Below are 16,332 nucleotides of genomic sequence, written 5' to 3'. Positions count from 1 at the left end.
CTAGACCACTTTGCGCAACTCGCCAATACCTATGACCGAGTTACGACGAACTTTGTCCTGAGTGTGGATGAACAGCGGAACGGCCGGTACCGTCTCACCGGTTCATCACAGGTACGTCTCCGCAAATTCCGTATCAGGGTGGGGAGTTCCGCATGGACAGACGCGGGTTCAACCGACGAGTACTGCTGGGCGGCGCGGTCGTGGCGACCTCGTTGTCCCTCGGGCCCGAGGCCATGAGTGCCGACACACCGGCGAAGACCGCCCCGGCCGGTGGCGCGGTGAGACACATCAGGCTGTACGCCGAGAAACTCGCCGACGGGCAGATGGGCTACGGCCTCGAGAAGGGGAGGGCCACGATCCCCGGACCGCTGATCGAACTCAACGAGGGCGACACCCTGCACATCGAGTTCGAGAACACGATGGACGTGGCGGCGAGCCTGCACGTGCACGGCTTGGACTACGAGATCTCCAGCGACGGCACGAAGATGAACAAGAGCCATGTCGAGCCGGGAGGCACCCGCACCTACACCTGGCGCACCCACGCCCCCGGGCGTCGCAAGGACGGCACCTGGCGGGCGGGCAGCGCGGGCTACTGGCATTACCACGACCACGTCGTGGGAACGGAGCACGGCACCGGCGGAATCCGCAAGGGCCTGTACGGACCGGTGATCGTCCGCCGAAAGGGAGACGTCCTGCCGGACCGGACCCACACCGTCGTCTTCAACGACATGCTGATCAACAACCGGCCCGCGCACTCCGGCCCCGACTTCGAGGCCACGGTCGGCGACCGGGTCGAGTTCGTGATGATCACGCACGGCGAGTACTACCACACCTTCCACCTGCACGGTCACCGCTGGGCGGACAACCGCACGGGCATGCTCACCGGACCCGACGACCCCAGTCAGGTCGTCGACAACAAGATCGTGGGGCCGGCGGACTCCTTCGGCTTCCAGGTGATCGCGGGGGAGGGGGTCGGAGCCGGGGCGTGGATGTACCACTGCCATGTGCAGAGCCACTCCGACATGGGGATGGTGGGGCTGTTCCTGGTGAAGAAGACCGACGGGACCATTCCCGGATACGAGCCGCACGAGCCGCACGAGCCGCACGAGCCGCACGAGCCACACGAGTCCCACTGAGCCGGTCGCGGGGCTTCCGTGCTTCGCGAAGTGCTCCGAGACCGGGGTGAGAGCGCTCTCACCCCGGTCCACCTCCGGCGCTATCCTGATCGGCACCCCGCCGATGAGGAGCCCCGAAGTGACCGAGACAGCGCCGCGTCCCACGCTGGAGGCCGTGGCCGCGCGGGCCGGGGTCTCGCGGGCCACCGCCTCGCGTGTGGTCAACGGCGGGGACGGGGTCAGGGAGCCGCTCGTGGAACGGGTGCGGCGCGCGGTGGACGAGCTCGGGTACGTACCCAACCAGGCCGCCCGCAGCCTGGTGACCAAGCGGCACCACGCCGTCGCCGTGGTCGTCGCCGAACCGGAGACTCGGGTCTTCGCCGACCCCTTCTTCGCCCTGCAACTGCGCGGCATCAGCAAGGAGTTGACGGCCCTCGACAACCAGCTGGTGCTGCTGCTCACCGAGGGCCGCGACGACCACGCCCGGGTCGGCCGCTATCTCGCCGGCGGCCATGTCGACGGGGCGCTGGTGTTCTCGCTGCACCTCGACGACCCGCTGCCCGGACTGATCCGCCGGGCCGGCGTCCCGACCGTCTTCGGCGGCCGCCCCGGCTGGAGCGACGGCGAGGGAGACGACGTCGTCTACGTCGACAGCGACAACCGCGGCGGCGCCCGCGACGCCGTGCGCCATCTCGTCTCTCTCGGCCGCAGGCGCGTCGCGCACATCACCGGCCCGCTCGACCAGACCTCGGCGGCGGACCGTCTCGACGGGTACCGGGACGTCATGGCCGACGCCGACGTGCGGCCGGTCGCGCCGGGCGACTTCACCCCGGCCGGCGGCGAGCGGGCGATGCGCGAACTCCTCGACCGATGGCCCGACGTGGACGCGGTGTTCGCCGCCAACGACCTCACCGCCGCCGGCGCCCTGCGGGTGCTGCGCGAGCACGGGCGGCGCGTGCCCGAGGACGTCGCCGTGATCGGTTTCGATGACATGCTGCCCGTCGCCGAACAGAGCGACCCTCCTCTGACCACGGTCCGTCAGGACATAGAGGAGATGGGCCGGTTGATGGCCCGCCTGCTGCTGCGCGGCCTCGACCGCCGCACCACCGGCGAGGAGACGCGGCCGTCCGGCATCGTCCTGTCGACGACACTGGTCCGCCGCGCCTCGGCCTGACTCGCCACGCCCACGCCTGCCCCGGCTAGGTCTGCTGCGGCGGCGCGCTCTTGATCACCGCGAAGCGGGCGCCGTACGGGTCGGCGAGTTCGGCGATGCGGCCGACGTCCTCCAGGTCCGTCGCCGGCAGCCGGACCGTGCCGCCCCGCTCCTGCGCCGTGGCGACCGCGGCGTCCGCGTCCGGGACCTCGAAGTACGGCAGCCAGGCCCCCGCCCCCGCTTTCGTCGGGTCGCCCTCCAGCGGGACGATGCCGCCGAACATGGCGCCCGGCTCGGTCCCCGACGGATGGACGGTGGTGTAGGTGTCGCCGGCGAAGGTGAGCGCGGAGGTCTCCCAGCCGAACAGCCTGTTGTAGAACCCGGCGGCCGCGGGAAGGTCGGGCGTGTACAGCTCCAGCCAGCACAGCGAGCCCTGTTCCTGCACGACGTCCAGGCCCGGGTTGGCGGCGGGCTGCCAGATGCCGAAGGACACGCCCGCCTGGTCGGCGAGGATGGCCATACGGCCCTGGTCCAGGACGTCCATGGGCTGCATCAGCACCGAGCCGTGCGCCTGCTCGGCCGCCTTCGCGGTGGCGTCCGCGTCCGGCGTCCGGAAGTACACGGTCCAGGACGGCGGGCCCTGGTCGGGGGTGGTCTGCATGCCCCCCGCGGCCGTCCTGCCGTCGAGCTGGAAGAAGCCGTAGCCGCCGGTCTCGGGCCCGCCCGACCGGAACTGCCAGCCGAAGAGCGCGCCGTAGAAGGAGGAGGCGCCCTCGATGTCGGGTGTGCCGAGGTCGAGCCAGTTCGGAGCGCCGGTGACATAACGGGTGGTGAGCATCTCTGCCCTCCTTAGAAGGGTCCCGTTGCCTGCACTGCCGAGTCTCGCACCGCGCACTGACAAACGCGCGGGGCCCGCACGACCGGTCCGGTCACCCTGAGTGGCCACATGAACTCATCTTGTCGTACGGCGTCCAGCGCGCCGCCGTGCGCCCAGGTGTGCGCACCGGTCATCATCGGGCTGCCCAAGGCCGTGCGGGCCCGGCGTTGATCGTGCGTTGATGGAACGTTTTTCGCGTCCGGGCACGATGTCGCTCATGCACATCGACACCATCACCCCGGCCGACCTCGGCTGGCAGACGCAGGCCCTGTGCGCGCAGACCGGGGCGGACTTCTTCTTCCCCGAACCGGGCAGCTCGGTGCGCGAGGCGAAGCGCATCTGCGGCATGTGCGAGATGCGCACCGCGTGCCTGGAGTACGCCCTGTCCAACGACGAGCGCTTCGGCGTCTGGGGCGGCCTGTCCGAGAAGGAACGTCTGCACCTCAGGCGGACGAGCGACTAGGGCCTGTCCGGCGGATCAAGTCGCAGGACATCCGCGGCGCCTCGTCGACGCAGGTGAGCGGGGCCTGGTGCGTCGAGCTGCAAGGCGGAGGAGGGCGTCGACGCGATGGGGGTCCCCCCGCTCTAGCGAAGTCGAGAGTGGGGGAGTCGGCAACCGACGACAACACCGCAGATCGGCGTGCCAGGCCCCGTGTCTGCGGCATGATCCGCCGGACAGGCCCTAGCGGCCCCCGACCACGCCTCACTCGCCGGGCGGGCCGTAAATTCGTGCGACCAGTCGGCGGGCGGGCGGTTAGGATCCGGGGGCGCGGCCGGGCGTAGCGCAGAGGCAGTCGCGCCGCCTTGCCCAGGCGGATACGCCGGTTCGAATCCGGTCGTCCGGATCGCGCGGGTGGGTCGGTAGCGCAGAGGCAGGCGCACCGCCTTGTCAGGGCGGAAACGCCGGTTCGAATCCGGTCCGGCCCACCACAGCACGGCACCGGACGGGCGGGGACACATGCGAGACGCACTCGGCGAGGAGGAGTTGGCCGCCTTCCACCGCACGGTCGCGCGGCTGCGGGCGCTGCCCGTCGACGACCCCGTACGGCTGCGTGCCGAGCAGGTCGCCGCGTCCTTCGCGAGGGACGGACGGCTGCGGCGGCGCAAGGCACGCGGGGCCGAACTGACGGCAGCCGACGCCGAGGTGATGGCCGCGACCGCGACCGGCGCGGCCGACCGGCGCGAGGACGCCCCCCTGGCCGCCGCGGGCACCGGCGGGGTCTTCCGCAAGCCGCGCACCTGCTATGTCTGCAAGTCGCCCTATCGGCAGGTCGATTCCTTCTACCACCGCCTGTGCCCGGCCTGCGCCGCCGACAACACCGCCCGCCGCGGCCTGAGCACCGACCTGAGCGGGCGCCGGGTGCTCCTCACCGGCGGCCGGGTGAAGATCGGCTTCCAGCTGGCGCTGATGATGCTGCGCGACGGGGCCGAACTGCTGGTCACCTCGCGCTTCCCGCACGACACCGTGCGCCGCTTCCGGGCCGAGCCGGGCAGCGGGAAGTGGCGGGACCGGCTGACCGTCCTCGCGGTCGACCTGCGCGATCCGCGCCAGGTGCTGGGGCTGTGCGAGGAGTTGCGGCAGGAGGGCGAGCCGCTGGACGTCCTCGTCAACAACGCGGCACAGACCGTGCGTCGCCCGCCCGAGTCGTACGCGCTGCTCGCGGCGGGGGAGTACGACGCGCTGCCCGAGGGCGCACGTCACGCGCCCGGCTTCACCCCGATGCGGATGCTGGGCGGCGGTGCCGCCTCCCTGCCAGTCGCGCTGCGCGAGGCCGACGAGGCCGGACTGCTTCCCGACCCGGCCCCGGAGAACTCCTGGTCGGCCCGGCTCGGTGCCCTGGACCCGGCCGAGGTCCTGGAGACCCAGCTGGTCAACGCCCTCGCCCCGGCCCTGCTGTGCGACCGGCTGCTGCCCCTGCTGCTCGCCTCGCCGCACCCACGCCGGTACGTGGTCAACGTGACCGCCGTCGAGGGCCGGTTCGCGGTCCGCAACAAGATGGCCGGCCACCCGCACACCAACATGGCCAAGGCCGCCCTCAACATGCTCACCCGCACCAGCGCCGCCGAACTCGCCGAGCGGGGCGTGCACATGTGCGCCGTCGACACCGGCTGGATCACGGACGAGAACCCGGCGCCGAAGAAGGCCCGGATGGCGGGCGCGGGCTTCCGTACGCCACTGGACATCGTGGACGGCGCGGCCCGCGTGTACGACCCGATCGTGCGCGGCGAGGCCGGGGACCCCGTGTCCGGGGTCTTCCTCAAGGACTACCGGGAGGCGCAGTGGTGAGCGAACAACCCGTGACGGGCTTCGCCGGGGTCCCGCGCGTCGTGCCACGCCCGCGCGCCGAACTCGCCCCGCTGCTGGACTGGTTGCGCGCCGGGCGCCCGGCCGGGCAGCGCCTGGACTTCGCGGCCGGTACGGCGCTGCCCGACGGCCGTCTCGACCTGTGCAAGCAGCAACTGGGTGCCCAGGGCGCCGCCCTGGTCGCCGAAGCGCTCTCCCGAGGCCCGTCGCCTGTACGGCATCTGCTGCTCGGAACCGACGCGCTCGGCGACGCGGGCGCCACCGCCGTGGCCGGCACGAACACCGGCGTCGAGACGCTCTACCTCGGCTGCAACAACATCACCGCGGGCGGCGCCTGCCGGATCGCCGACCAGTTGCGCGCCTCCGAGCAGGTGGTCACCGGTGTCTGGCTGAAGCGCAACCCGTTGGGCGGCGCAGGCGGCCGGGCGGCGGCCGAACTCGTCGAGTCGGCCCGGTCGTTGCGCACCCTCGACCTCGTCCAGACCGGCCTCGACGCGGCGGGCACCGCCGTCCTCGCCGACGCCCTGCTCGCGGCCGCCGGCAACGGACGCCGTATCGAACGGCTCTTCGTCGGCGGCAACCCGCTGGGGGAAGCCGGGGCGCAGCCGCTCGCCGCGGTGATCGCGGCCGGGGCGATCGACGAACTGTACGTCTCCGCGGCCGGGTTGGGGGAGGCGGGCGCCCTCCACCTCTCCCACGCCCTGGAGCGGGCACCGTACGGGCGGCTCGCCCGCCTGTCCGTGGCCAGCAACGGCATCGGCCCGCAGGCCGCGGCCCGGCTGGTCTCGGCGGCTGTCACGGCCGGAGTCGCCCTGCTGGACCTCGGCCGGGTCCGGGCGGCGGCGGTACTGGGCGCGGCCGACAACCACATCGACGTGCCGGCCGCCGGGACGATCGCGGAAGCCCTCGCGGGCACCACCCACCGCCTCGGTCACCTCGTCCTCACTCACACGGGCATGCGCAGCCGCGAGGCGCACCGCCTCCTCGACACCGCACCGCGCGCCACCACGGCCACCCGCTTCGTCCTCGGCCGGGGCATCGCCGGCAGCGTCAAACGCCGTCTGGAGGCCGCCTGTGCCCATGTGCCGCCGCCGACGGTGCCGGCCGACGTGGCGGCCGTACGCAGCGTGCACAGGACGGCCCTCCGGCAGGAGCCGGAGGGCTAGTCTCTTTCGTCAAGGGCGGGGTCGTAGCGCAGAGGCAGGCGCGTCGGTCTCCAGAACCGGAACACGCTGGTTCGAATCCAGCCGGCCCCGCCCCCAGGTCTGTCAGCCGGCCGCGCGGGCCGCCATCCGCGCCTTGCGCGCCGCCAGCTTCTCGTCGAACTTGGAGGCCTCCGAGTCCAGGCCGCTCATGTACAGGCCGAGTTCCTCCTGGGCCTTGAGGCCCTCGGGGCCGAGGCCGTCGATCTCCAGGACCTTCAGGAAGCGCAGGACGGGCTGGATGACGTCGTCGTGGTGGATGCGCATGTTGTAGACCTCGCCGATGGCCATCTGCGCGGCGGCCCGCTCGAAGCCGGGCATGCCGTGGCCGGGCATCCGGAAGTTCACGATCACGTCGCGGACCGCCTGCATCGTCAGGTCGGGCGCGAGGTCGAAGGCCGCCTTGAGCAGGTTGCGGTAGAAGACCATGTGCAGGTTCTCGTCGGTCGCGATGCGCGCCAGCATGCGGTCGCAGACCGGGTCGCCGGACTGGTGGCCCGTGTTGCGGTGCGAGACGCGGGTCGCCAGCTCCTGGAAGGCGACGTAGGCCACCGAGTGCAGCATCGAGTGGCGGTTGTCCGACTCGAAGCCCTCGGCCATGTGGGCCATGCGGAACTGCTCCAGCTTGTCCGGGTCGACCGCGCGCGAGGCGAGCAGGTAGTCGCGCATCACGATGCCGTGCCGGCCCTCTTCCGCGGTCCAGCGGTGCACCCAGGTGCCCCAGGCGCCGTCACGGCCGAAGAGGGAGGCGATCTCGTGGTGGTAGCTGGGGAGGTTGTCCTCGGTGAGCAGGTTCACGACCAGGGCGATCCGGCCGAGCTCGGTGACCTTGGACTGGCCCTTCTCCCAGGCCTCGCCGTCCTCGAAGATGCCAGGGAAGTTGCGGCCGTCGCTCCACGGCACGTACTCGTGGGGCATCCAGTCCTTGGCGACCTTCAGGTGCCGGTTCAGTTCCTGCTCGACTACTTCCTCCAGCGCGTACAACAGCCGGGCGTCGGTCCAGGCCGAGGACGGGCTGCCGAGGTGAGGGGAAGTGATCGTCACGGGTACTCCAGGGGGACGCGATCTGAAACGAGAGAATCCGGCGAGCGGTGCCGGGCCGGTACCTACGGAATCGTAGGCTACGTTCCCGTAGGTTACGAGACCGTAGGTTAAGAGCCGTGTAAAGATCCCTGATCAGCGGCGTTCCAAGGGCATGACAAAGGGCCCCGGTAACCGCAGGTCCGGGGCCGAGAGGGGCGAGGCGTGCGCTCGTTTCAGGCGTAGAGGTCGCGCAGGCGCACGGAGAGGCATGTCACACATCCTTCGAGTTTCTCGAACTCGCTGATGTCGACCGGGACCGGCTCGTGGCCGAGGTCGCCGAGCAGCTCGGCGGTCTTCGGCGCGCTTGCCGCCATCAGCAGTTTGCCGCCGCCGAGGAGCACCACGTGTGCTCCGGACTCCTCCGGCACGGGCAGGAAACGCGGGAACAGCGAGGGCGCGTCCAGCAGGGGGATGCGCCCGAGGACGGTCCCGTCGGGCAGTGCGGTGACCGCGCTCTTCAGATGCAGCACCTTGCTCACCGGGACGGCGACGATCCGGGCCCCGAGCGGTTCGAAGGCGGCCCGCAGCTGCTGGACCCCGGCCGCGTTGGTGCGGCCGCCCCGGCCGACGTAGATCGTGTCGCCGATCTTCAGCACGTCACCGCCGTCCAGCGTACCCGGCTCCCAGATCCAGTTGACCGAGCAGCCCAGCCGGGCGACGGCCTCCTCGACCCCCGTGGTCTCCTCGCGCCGGGACTCGGTGCCGGGCCGGGTGATCAGCGCGACGTTCTTGTACATGACGACCGTGTCCTCGACGAACACCGAGTCGGGGCAGTCGTCCTCCGGGTCCACCTCGACGGTCTCCCAGCCGTGCGTGCGCAGGGCCTCGACGTACGCCTCCCACTGGTCGAGTGCGAGATCGACGTCGACCTTCTCGCGCTCGATGTGCGTCACCAGGCCTTCGGCGAGGCGCGGACCGGGGCGGCGGACGAGGGCCTTCTTGCTGGGCACGAGGGGATCTCCGGATCGGTGGGACAGGGTGGTGGCCTGCCCGCCATCATGCAGGGCCGGTGCGCGCGGGCAAAACCCCCGTCGTCAGGCTGTGGCCCTCCTGAGATGCTCCGCCGTGCTGGAGTCGCGGGCGGACAGGAGCTCTTGAGGGGTTCCTTCGAAGATCACCCGGCCGCCGTCCCGGCCCCCGTCCGGCCCGAGGTCGATGATCCGGTCGCCGTGCGCCACCACGTCCAGGTTGTGCTCGACGACCACGACCGTGTTCCCCGCGTCGACGAGCCGGTCCAGCAGGCCGAGCAGGCCGTCCACGTCCGACATGTGCAGTCCGGTCGTCGGCTCGTCGAGGACGTAGACCGCTCCCGTCCGGTGCAGCCGCGTCGCCAGCTTGATGCGCTGCCGTTCGCCGCCGGAGAGCGTGGACAGCGGCTGGCCGAGCGTGAGGTAGGTGAGCCCGACGTCACGCAGGGCGGTCAGCCGGCGTCGTACGGCGGAGTCGTCGAAGAACTCCAGTGCCTGGTCGGCCGTCATCTCCAGGACGTCCGCCACCGAGTTGCCGCCGACGGTGAGCCGCAGCACCTCGTCCTTGAAGCGGCGCCCCTCGCAGTCGTGGCAGGTCGTCGTCACCGGGTCCATGAACGCGAGATCGGTGGAGATGATCCCGCGGCCCTCGCACGTGGCGCAGGCACCGGTCGAGTTGAAGCTGAAGAACCCCGGCCCGGCGCCCGTCTCGCGCGCGAAGATCTTCCGTACCGTGTCCATGATCTGGATGTACGTCGCCGGAGTGGACCGCGCGGAGATCCCGATGGACGACTGGTCGACGACCACGGCGTCGGGATGGGCGGCGGTGAACTCCGCGACCAGTGTGCTCTTTCCGGATCCGGCCACCCCGGTGACCACGGTCAGCACCCCGGTCGGGAACTCGACGGTCACGTCCCGCAGGTTGTGCCGGCCGGCCCCCTTGACCCACAGCCCGCCGGTGGCCTCCCGCACCCGCTCCTTCAGTGCCGTACGGCGGCGCAGGTATCGCCCGGTCGGGGTGCCCGCCCCGGCCAGTTCCTGCGGCGTCCCCTCGAACACCACCCGTCCGCCCCCGGCACCGGCCCCCGGTCCCATGTCGACGACGTGGTCGGCCAGCGCGATGACGTCCGGGTCGTGCTCGACGACCAGCACGGTGTTGCCCTTGTCGCGCAGCCGCAGCAGCAGGTCACCGAGGCGGCCCACGTCCCGCGGGTGCAGGCCGACGCTGGGTTCGTCGAAGATGTACGTCATCCCGGTCAGGCTGGAGCCCAGGTGCCGCACGGTTTTCAGCCGTTGGCCCTCGCCGCCGGACAGGGTGGAGGTCTCGCGGTCGAGGCTGAGGTAGCCGAGGCCGATCCCCTCGATGCGTTCGAGGGCGGCGACGGCGGCCCCGGCGATCGGCCGGGCGACCGGGTCGTCGATCTCCTTCAGTACGGCGATCAGGTCGGTGACCTGCATGCGTGCGCAGTCGGCGATGGTCCGGCCGCCGATCCGGGTGGCGAGCGCCGCCTGATTGTGGCGGGCACCGGCACACACCGGGCAGGCGCCCTCCGCCAGGAACTCCCGTACCACGTCGCGGGTCTTCTGGCTCATGGCGGACAGATCGCGCTTGAGGTACAGCCGCTCGAAGCGGTCGGCCAGACCCTCGTACTCGGTGGTCCAGGTGCCGCCCGAGCCCTGGACGGTGACCTTGCTGCCGGGGCGGCCACGCATCAGGAAGTCACGCTCGGCGGACGTGAACGCGCCGACCGGCTTGCCGGGGTCGAGCTCGTCGGTGTTGGTGTAAGCCTGCCCCTGCCAGGTCCCCGCGGCGAACGGCGGGAAGCGCACCGCCCCGTCCGCGAGCGAGCGGCCGGGGTCCAGGATGCGGTCCCAGTCGGGGCGTACCGTCCGGCCGAGGCCGTCGCACTCGGGGCACATGCCCGCCGGGTCGTTGAACGAGTAGGCGGTCGCCGGTCCGGCGCTTGGGGTGCCGTGCCGGGAGAACAGCACCCGCATCACCGAGTGGATGTCGGTCATCGTGCCGACCGTGGACCGGGAGTGGCCCCCGATCGGCCGCTGGTCGACGACGATCGCGGGCGTCAGATCCTCCAGGGCGTCCGCGTGCGGCCGCTCGTACTTGGGCAGCCGGTTGCGGACGAACCAGGTGAACGTCTCGTTGAGCTGCCGCTGCGACTCGACCGCGATCGTGTCGAAGACCACCGACGACTTCCCCGATCCCGAAACGCCGGTGAACACGGTCAGCCGGCCTTTCGGGATGCGGAGGGTGACGTCCTTGAGGTTGTTCTCCCGGGCTCCGGTGATGGTGATGAATTCGGGCATGCACCCGACGCTAGGCCGGATACCCGACAGCCTCTGGCGTGATTTCCTTGAGTTCTCCGTCGAGAAGCAGCCAGCGTGTGATGCCGATCGACTCCAGGAACGGCAGGTCGTGACTGGCCACGATCAGCGCTCCCTCGTACGACTCGAGGGCCGTCGTCAGCTGCCGCACGCTCGCCATGTCGAGGTTGTTCGTCGGCTCGTCCAGCATGAGCAGCTGCGGCGCGGGCTCGGCCAGCATCAGCGCGGCCAGCGCCGCCCGGAAGCGTTCGCCACCGGACAACGTTCCCGCCTGCTGGTCGGCGCGGGCGCCCCGGAACAGGAAGCGGGCCAGCCGCGCCCGGATCCGGTTGTTGGTGGCAGCCGGCGCGAACCGGGCCACGTTCTCGGCGACCGTCCGCTCGTCGTCGAGAACGTCGAGCCGCTGCGGCAGGAACCGCATCGGCACGTGCGCCTTCGTCTCGCCCCCGACCGGCCGGAGCTCCCCGGCGATCGTGCGCAGCAGCGTCGTCTTGCCCGCGCCGTTGCGCCCGATCAGCGCGATCCGCTCCGGACCGCGCAGGTCGAGACCGCCCGCCACGCGTGCGCCGTACGCCAGTTCCAGGTCCTGGAGGGTGAGGACGGTACGGCCCGGCGGTACGGCCGTGTACGGCAGGTCGACGCGGATCTCGTCCTCGTCCCGCACGGCCTCCACCGCCTCGTCGAGCCGTTCCTTGGCCTCGGCGAGCTTCTCCTCGTGCATGATGCGGTGCTTGCCCGCGGACTCCTGTGCCGCGCGCTTGCGTGCCCCCATGACGATCTTCGGCTCACGCTTCTGGTCCCACATCTTCTGCCCGTACCGCTTGCGCCGGGCCAACTTGACCTGAGCGTCCGTCAGTTCACGCTTCTGCTTCTTCAGATCCGACTCGGCGACCCGCACCATCCGCTCCGCCGCCTCCTGCTCGGTGGCGAGCGCCTCCTCGTAGGCGGAGAAGTTGCCGCCGTACCAGGTGACCTCCCCGGAGTGCAGGTCGGCGATCTGGTCGACCAGTTCCAGGAGTTCACGGTCGTGGCTGACCACGACCATGACACCCGGCCAGGACGCGACGGCCGAGTACAGCCGCCTGCGCGCGTACAGGTCCAGGTTGTTGGTGGGCTCGTCGAGCAGCAGGACGTCCGGGCGGCGCAACAGCAGCGCGGCCAGCCGCAGCAGCACCGACTCGCCGCCCGAGACCTCGCCGGTCGTCCGGTCCAGCTCGATGTGACCGAGTCCGAGTTCGCCGAGGGTGGCGAGGGCGCGTTCCTCCACGTCCCAGTCGTCGCCGACCGTCTCGAAGTGCTCCTCGGCCACGTCACCGGCCTCGATGGCGTGCAGCGCGGCCCGCTGCGCGGCGATGCCGAGCACCTCGTCGACCCTCACGTGGGTGTCGAGGGTGACGGTCTGCGGAAGGTAGCCGACCTCGCCCGCGACGCGGACGGTGCCGTCGGCAGGGGTGAGCTCCCCGGCGATCAGCTTCAACAGGGTCGACTTCCCCGACCCGTTGACGCCGACGAGGCCGGAGCGGCCCGGGCCGAACGCCACGTCGAGGGCTTCGAAGACGGGGGTGCCGTCGGGCCAGGCGAACGCGAGCGACGTACAGGTGAGGGAAGTAGACATACGGGTCTCCGCGGTTGCTTGAGGTGGTAGGGGGCAAACGCGTATCGAGACACCTGCGACCAAGGGAGGAGAGGCCCCGGGGGCATGGGAAAGGCCCTGTTTTCCGGAGGACGGCTCGAACGCCGAGGTCGCACGCAGCGCACACACCTCATGTGTGTGACGTGGTGTCTCAGGACCTCAGACGAGCAACGTCCTTCTCCAATCGACGGCAACAGGACCGCTCTACACCGTATGAGCGCCCCAGATGGCTGTCAACGCATTAACTGAGCCCCGAACTCACCGCCCGAAGGAGACACCCTGTGGCCCACGGCTCGCTCTCGCTCCCGGCCCGGCTGTGCCTGCTGGCCTGGGACAGCACGGAGTCGGAGGTCACCGGCGCAGGCCGGCTGCCCCCTCTGGTCAGGGCCGGCGCCCTCGTCGAGCTGGCCCGGAGCGGCCTGCTCACCGACGAGGACGGCATCGCCACGCCGACCGACCTGGACTCCGAGACGGGGGACCCCGTCCTCGACGGCCTCCTCGAACTGGTCCGGGAGTCCCGGCCGCACCGCTGGCGGACCTGGGTGACCCTGCACGCGCGGATCACCCTGGACGCCGTACGGGAGCAGCTGGCCGCCGGAGACCAGCTGCGCGCGGAGAAGCGACGGGTCCTCGGGGTCTTCCCGACCGTGGAGTACGTCCTGGAGCGCGTCGACATCGTGGCCTCGCTGCGCGAGGAGGCGCGGGCGGTACTGCTGGGGCCGGTCCCGGTCGCCGAGGTCTCCGAGCGGGACGCGGCGCTCGCCGCTCTCGCGGACGCCGCGGGGCTGGTGTCCGATGCCGCGCCCGACCGAGGGCGTCTCGAAGAGCTCACCGGGCGCGGCGGGGCGGCGGCACCCGTGCTGCGGACGGTCCTGCGGGAGGTGCGGACGGCGCGGACGGCGGCGTCCGCCGTCAACTGACCCCCGCGTCCACGCGGGCGTCCGCCGTCAACTGACCCCCGCGTCCACGCCGGATTCCCGCCGACGGACCTTCGTCCCCGGGGCCGTCGACCCGGAGACCGTGAAACAACTGCCCGCCGACGGCGTGGACGCGCCGCTGAACGTGACGGGCTGTCGGCGCGGGGACCTACGACGCGCCTGCGGACAGGCTCGACTACGGCGAGCTCAACGCGTTGCTCGGCCGATGACCCCCGTCCGGCTCAGAAGGCGTCCCGCATCAGCTCCGCCAGGTCGTGGTCCAGGTCGAGCTGAAGATGTTCCAGACCGACCGGCACCAGCTCGCTGGTCGCCTCCAGGAACCGGCGCAGCTCGCCCGAGCGGACGTGCACGACGGCGGTGCCCTCGGGGGCGTGGAACTCCAGGACGGTGCGGTCGTAGCCGTACGGCCGCACCCGCACGTCGCCGTGCCCCTCGGGCTCCTGGAGGCCGGCGGTGAGGAGTTCACGGCTGAAGGTCCAGCAGACCTCCACGCCTTCCAGGGTGGCCGGGGCCGGGAAGGTCATGCGGACGGCGAACGGATCACGCCGGTCGTAGTGCATCGTGGCGGGAATGCTCGGCATCCGCGGCGCGGCGGCGACGAGACGGGCCTCGACGGGCTGCTCGATGACGATGGACAACGCCTTGCTCCCTTGTGACGGCGGGACGGACTTCCGGGGATGAGGCCGGGCACTGAAAGAGACGCCGGAATGAGTCAATCCGTGCACACCGATGTCGAGTGACCTCTGTCACCGTCTTCATTCACGGGAGTGGCCAGGCTCTTCTCCCGGGGTGTGAAAAACAGTTGTGGCGAGTGTGGTGGCCCGGTGAGGCGTTCGAGGTCCTCTTTACGGCACCCGGGCCGTGGGCTAGCTTCGCCCGCCATGAGGCGCTTGGGGATCACGCGACGTACCGGACGGCCGGGTCGGACGAGGCGAGCGGTGGGCGCGGGGGTGGCCTGCGCGGCGGCACTGGCCGCCCTGACCGCCGTACCCGCACAGGCGCAGGAGTCCGGGAAGCGGACACCGCACTGGGAGTTGAAGGACACCGGCGGTTCCGGTGTGCGGTTCCGGGGGCTCGCGGCCGTCGGCCGGGACACCGCCTGGGTGTCCGGCACCCAGGGCACCGTCCTGCGTACCACGGACGGCGGGGCGAGCTGGCGCGACGTCTCGCCGCCGGGCGCCGCCGAGCTGCAGTTCCGGGACATCGAGGCGTTCGACGCGCGGCGCGCGGTGGTGCTGGCCATCGGCGAGGGGGAGGCGTCCCGCCTCTACCGCACCGACGACGGCGGCGCCACCTGGACCGAGTCCTTCCGCAACACCGATCCGCGGGCCTTCTACGACTGCCTCACCTTCTTCGACCGCCGCCACGGCCTCGCGATGAGCGACCCGGTCGACGGGAAGTTCCGCATCCTCTCGACGAGCGACGGCGGCCGCTCCTGGAAGGTGCTGCCCAGCACCGGCATGCCGGCCGCCCTGGACGGCGAGGCCGGGTTCGCGGCGAGCGGCCAGTGCCTGGTCTCCGCCGGCCCCCGGGACGTCTGGCTGGCCACCGGCGGCGCCGCGCACGCGCGCGTGCTGCACTCCGCCGACCGCGGCCTGACCTGGACGGCGTCGGACACGCCGATTCCGGCGGGCGACCCGGCCCGCGGTGTCTTCGCGCTCGCCTTCCGGGACCGCGCGCACGGTCTCGCGGTGGGCGGCGACTACCGCCCCGACCAGACGTCCACCGGGCCGGCCGCACGCACCGCGGACGGCGGCCGCGCCTGGCAGCCCGCCGCGGAGCCGCCGCCCGCCTACCGCTCGGGCGTCGCCTGGCTCCCGTACAGCCGTACGGCCGCCCTCGCGGTCGGACCCACCGGCACGGACCTGACGACGGACGGCGGGCGCACCTGGCGCACGGTGGACACGGGCTCGTACGACACCGTCGACTGCACGCCCGACCGGGGTTGCTGGGCGGCGGGCGAACAGGGGCGCGTCGCCCGTCTGGAGGGCTGAGGGCGCCCGGTGTGACGCATGGATCCGGAAAACGGGTACCCGTTCACCGAACGTGAGAGGAGTGAGCGGACATGCCACGTGGTTCGAGCCCCAAGCGGGAGCGCCAGTACGAGCACATCAAGGAGAGCGCCGAGGACCGGGGCGAGAGCACCGGCCGCGCCAAGGAGATCGCCGCGCGCACGGTGAACAAGGAACGCGCCCGGTCCGGCGAGTCGAAGACCGCCAGCCGCACCTCGACCAAGGACATGTCGTCCGGCAAGAGGGGCGGCCGGCGGTCCGGCCAGGGCTCCCAGGGGCCCACCTACGACCAGCTCTACGAGGAGGCCAAGAAGCGCGGCATCCACGGCCGTTCGGACATGAACAAGAGCCAGCTGCAGCAGGCACTGGGCAAGAGCTGAGCCTCAGGCCGGCGTCTGCCGGTACCGCTCCAGGTCCGGTGCCGTCTTCGTCGCGGTGAACTCGGCGATGCGGTACTCGCACACCCCGGCGGTGACGAAGGGGTCGCCCGCGGCGATCTCCTCGATCCGCGCGCGGTCCTCCGCGACGGCGAGGATCACCCCGCCGTCGCGGGGGTTCTTGGGCCCGGACGCCAGGAAGACACCCTGCGCGTACCGCTCGTCGAGCCAGGCGACGTGCGCCGGGAGCGCGGCGTCGACGGCGGCCTGCGGGGCGGTGTAGGTCAGCTCCAGTACGAACATGATCACGAGGTTACGCCGCCCGGGTG

The 16,332-nt window shown here is 71.6% G+C and carries 15 protein-coding genes and 3 tRNA genes; 11 read left to right on the top strand and 7 right to left on the bottom strand.

From position 1 onward, the window contains the following. Positions 1-152: 152 nt before the first annotated feature. Both KUM49_RS11040 and KUM49_RS11035 read left to right on the top strand, forming a co-directional pair. Entirely contained in the window at positions 153-1,136 is a 984-nt protein-coding gene (locus KUM49_RS11040) for a multicopper oxidase domain-containing protein (RefSeq protein ID WP_217236567.1), read from the top strand. A gap of 118 nt (positions 1,137-1,254) precedes the next feature. Further along, positions 1,255-2,289, top strand: coding sequence for a LacI family DNA-binding transcriptional regulator (locus KUM49_RS11035; protein ID WP_217236566.1), 1,035 nt, complete (start codon positions 1,255-1,257; stop codon positions 2,287-2,289). Positions 2,290-2,314: 25 nt separating this feature from the next. Here KUM49_RS11035 and KUM49_RS11030 read toward each other — a convergent pair whose 3' ends face one another. Continuing rightward, positions 2,315-3,106 carry a VOC family protein gene (locus tag KUM49_RS11030; protein ID WP_217236565.1) on the bottom strand — a complete coding sequence of 264 codons (792 nt, stop codon included), beginning with the start codon at positions 3,104-3,106 and terminating at the stop codon, positions 2,315-2,317. 256 nt (positions 3,107-3,362) lie between these two features. On the opposite strand from KUM49_RS11030, the gene KUM49_RS11025 reads away from it, so the two are divergent. From KUM49_RS11025 to KUM49_RS11000, 6 genes are all read left to right on the top strand, one after another. After that, the gene (locus tag KUM49_RS11025; RefSeq protein ID WP_217236564.1) at positions 3,363-3,608 is read left to right on the top strand and encodes a WhiB family transcriptional regulator; all 246 of its coding nucleotides are present in this window, start codon (positions 3,363-3,365) and stop codon (positions 3,606-3,608) included. Positions 3,609-3,918: 310 nt separating this feature from the next. Further along, positions 3,919-3,990: transfer RNA gene (locus KUM49_RS11020), tRNA-Gly, on the top strand. A 10-nt stretch (positions 3,991-4,000) separates the two neighbouring features. Next, positions 4,001-4,075: transfer RNA gene (locus KUM49_RS11015), tRNA-Asp, on the top strand. A 28-nt stretch (positions 4,076-4,103) separates the two neighbouring features. Continuing rightward, positions 4,104-5,432 (top strand): SDR family NAD(P)-dependent oxidoreductase, encoded by a 1,329-nt coding sequence (locus KUM49_RS11010; protein ID WP_217236563.1) that lies wholly within the window; start codon positions 4,104-4,106, stop codon positions 5,430-5,432. Then, positions 5,429-6,616 (top strand): ribonuclease inhibitor, encoded by a 1,188-nt coding sequence (locus KUM49_RS11005; RefSeq protein WP_254401044.1) that lies wholly within the window; start codon positions 5,429-5,431, stop codon positions 6,614-6,616. Before KUM49_RS11010 ends, KUM49_RS11005 begins: the two co-directional genes overlap by 4 nt. Before the next feature lie 17 nt (positions 6,617-6,633). Next, positions 6,634-6,706, top strand: a tRNA-Trp gene (locus tag KUM49_RS11000). Between the two features lie 12 nt (positions 6,707-6,718). On the opposite strand, the gene KUM49_RS10995 is transcribed toward KUM49_RS11000, so the two are convergent. From KUM49_RS10995 to KUM49_RS10980, 4 genes are all read right to left on the bottom strand, one after another. Continuing rightward, the gene (locus KUM49_RS10995; RefSeq protein ID WP_217236561.1) at positions 6,719-7,696 is read right to left on the bottom strand and encodes an acyl-ACP desaturase; all 978 of its coding nucleotides are present in this window, start codon (positions 7,694-7,696) and stop codon (positions 6,719-6,721) included. A gap of 212 nt (positions 7,697-7,908) precedes the next feature. Beyond that, on the bottom strand, positions 7,909-8,685 hold the full coding sequence (gene ddaH, locus KUM49_RS10990) for a dimethylargininase (RefSeq protein WP_217236560.1): 777 nt from the start codon (positions 8,683-8,685) through the stop codon (positions 7,909-7,911). A gap of 84 nt (positions 8,686-8,769) precedes the next feature. Further along, positions 8,770-11,025 carry an excinuclease ABC subunit UvrA gene (locus KUM49_RS10985; protein WP_217236559.1) on the bottom strand — a complete coding sequence of 752 codons (2,256 nt, stop codon included), beginning with the start codon at positions 11,023-11,025 and terminating at the stop codon, positions 8,770-8,772. Positions 11,026-11,035: 10 nt separating this feature from the next. Continuing rightward, positions 11,036-12,658 carry an ABC-F family ATP-binding cassette domain-containing protein gene (locus KUM49_RS10980; RefSeq protein WP_217236558.1) on the bottom strand — a complete coding sequence of 541 codons (1,623 nt, stop codon included), beginning with the start codon at positions 12,656-12,658 and terminating at the stop codon, positions 11,036-11,038. Between the two features lie 299 nt (positions 12,659-12,957). On the opposite strand from KUM49_RS10980, the gene KUM49_RS10975 reads away from it, so the two are divergent. Then, the gene (locus KUM49_RS10975; protein WP_217236557.1) at positions 12,958-13,596 is read left to right on the top strand and encodes a GPP34 family phosphoprotein; all 639 of its coding nucleotides are present in this window, start codon (positions 12,958-12,960) and stop codon (positions 13,594-13,596) included. A gap of 239 nt (positions 13,597-13,835) precedes the next feature. Here KUM49_RS10975 and KUM49_RS10970 read toward each other — a convergent pair whose 3' ends face one another. Continuing rightward, complete coding sequence (locus KUM49_RS10970) at positions 13,836-14,252, bottom strand: SsgA family sporulation/cell division regulator (RefSeq protein ID WP_217236556.1); 417 nt, start codon at positions 14,250-14,252, stop codon at positions 13,836-13,838. Positions 14,253-14,495: 243 nt separating this feature from the next. Between KUM49_RS10970 and KUM49_RS10965 the strand changes: the two genes are divergently transcribed. Next, positions 14,496-15,608: an oxidoreductase gene (locus KUM49_RS10965; RefSeq protein WP_254401043.1), complete on the top strand. Its 1,113-nt coding sequence runs from the start codon at positions 14,496-14,498 to the stop codon at positions 15,606-15,608. Between the two features lie 71 nt (positions 15,609-15,679). Continuing rightward, the gene (locus KUM49_RS10960; RefSeq protein ID WP_217236554.1) at positions 15,680-16,006 is read left to right on the top strand and encodes a plasmid stabilization protein; all 327 of its coding nucleotides are present in this window, start codon (positions 15,680-15,682) and stop codon (positions 16,004-16,006) included. A gap of 3 nt (positions 16,007-16,009) precedes the next feature. Here KUM49_RS10960 and KUM49_RS10955 read toward each other — a convergent pair whose 3' ends face one another. Next, positions 16,010-16,306 (bottom strand): YciI family protein, encoded by a 297-nt coding sequence (locus KUM49_RS10955; RefSeq protein WP_217236553.1) that lies wholly within the window; start codon positions 16,304-16,306, stop codon positions 16,010-16,012. Positions 16,307-16,332 lie beyond the last annotated feature (26 nt).

The organism is Streptomyces sp. AC555_RSS877, from assembly GCF_019049245.1.
Classification (GTDB): Bacteria; Actinomycetota; Actinomycetes; order Streptomycetales; family Streptomycetaceae; genus Streptomyces.
The sequence above is the reverse complement of the archived record's forward strand: the minus strand, read 5'-3'. Positions and strand labels throughout refer to the sequence as shown.

Excerpts from the sequence above, each read along its gene's own strand:
- KUM49_RS11040 (WP_217236567.1), top strand. The coding sequence starts at position 153 with ATGGACAGACGCGGGTTCAACCGACGAGTACTGCTGGGCGGCGCGGTC.
- KUM49_RS10965 (WP_254401043.1), top strand. The coding sequence starts at position 14,496 with ATGAGGCGCTTGGGGATCACGCGACGTACCGGACGGCCGGGTCGGACG.
- KUM49_RS11010 (WP_217236563.1), top strand. The coding sequence starts at position 4,104 with ATGCGAGACGCACTCGGCGAGGAGGAGTTGGCCGCCTTCCACCGCACG.
- KUM49_RS11030 (WP_217236565.1), bottom strand. The coding sequence starts at position 3,106 with ATGCTCACCACCCGTTATGTCACCGGCGCTCCGAACTGGCTCGACCTC.
- KUM49_RS10955 (WP_217236553.1), bottom strand. The coding sequence starts at position 16,306 with ATGTTCGTACTGGAGCTGACCTACACCGCCCCGCAGGCCGCCGTCGAC.
- KUM49_RS11025 (WP_217236564.1), top strand. The coding sequence starts at position 3,363 with ATGCACATCGACACCATCACCCCGGCCGACCTCGGCTGGCAGACGCAG.
- KUM49_RS10960 (WP_217236554.1), top strand. The coding sequence starts at position 15,680 with ATGCCACGTGGTTCGAGCCCCAAGCGGGAGCGCCAGTACGAGCACATC.
- KUM49_RS10980 (WP_217236558.1), bottom strand. The coding sequence starts at position 12,658 with ATGTCTACTTCCCTCACCTGTACGTCGCTCGCGTTCGCCTGGCCCGAC.
- KUM49_RS10985 (WP_217236559.1), bottom strand. The coding sequence starts at position 11,025 with ATGCCCGAATTCATCACCATCACCGGAGCCCGGGAGAACAACCTCAAG.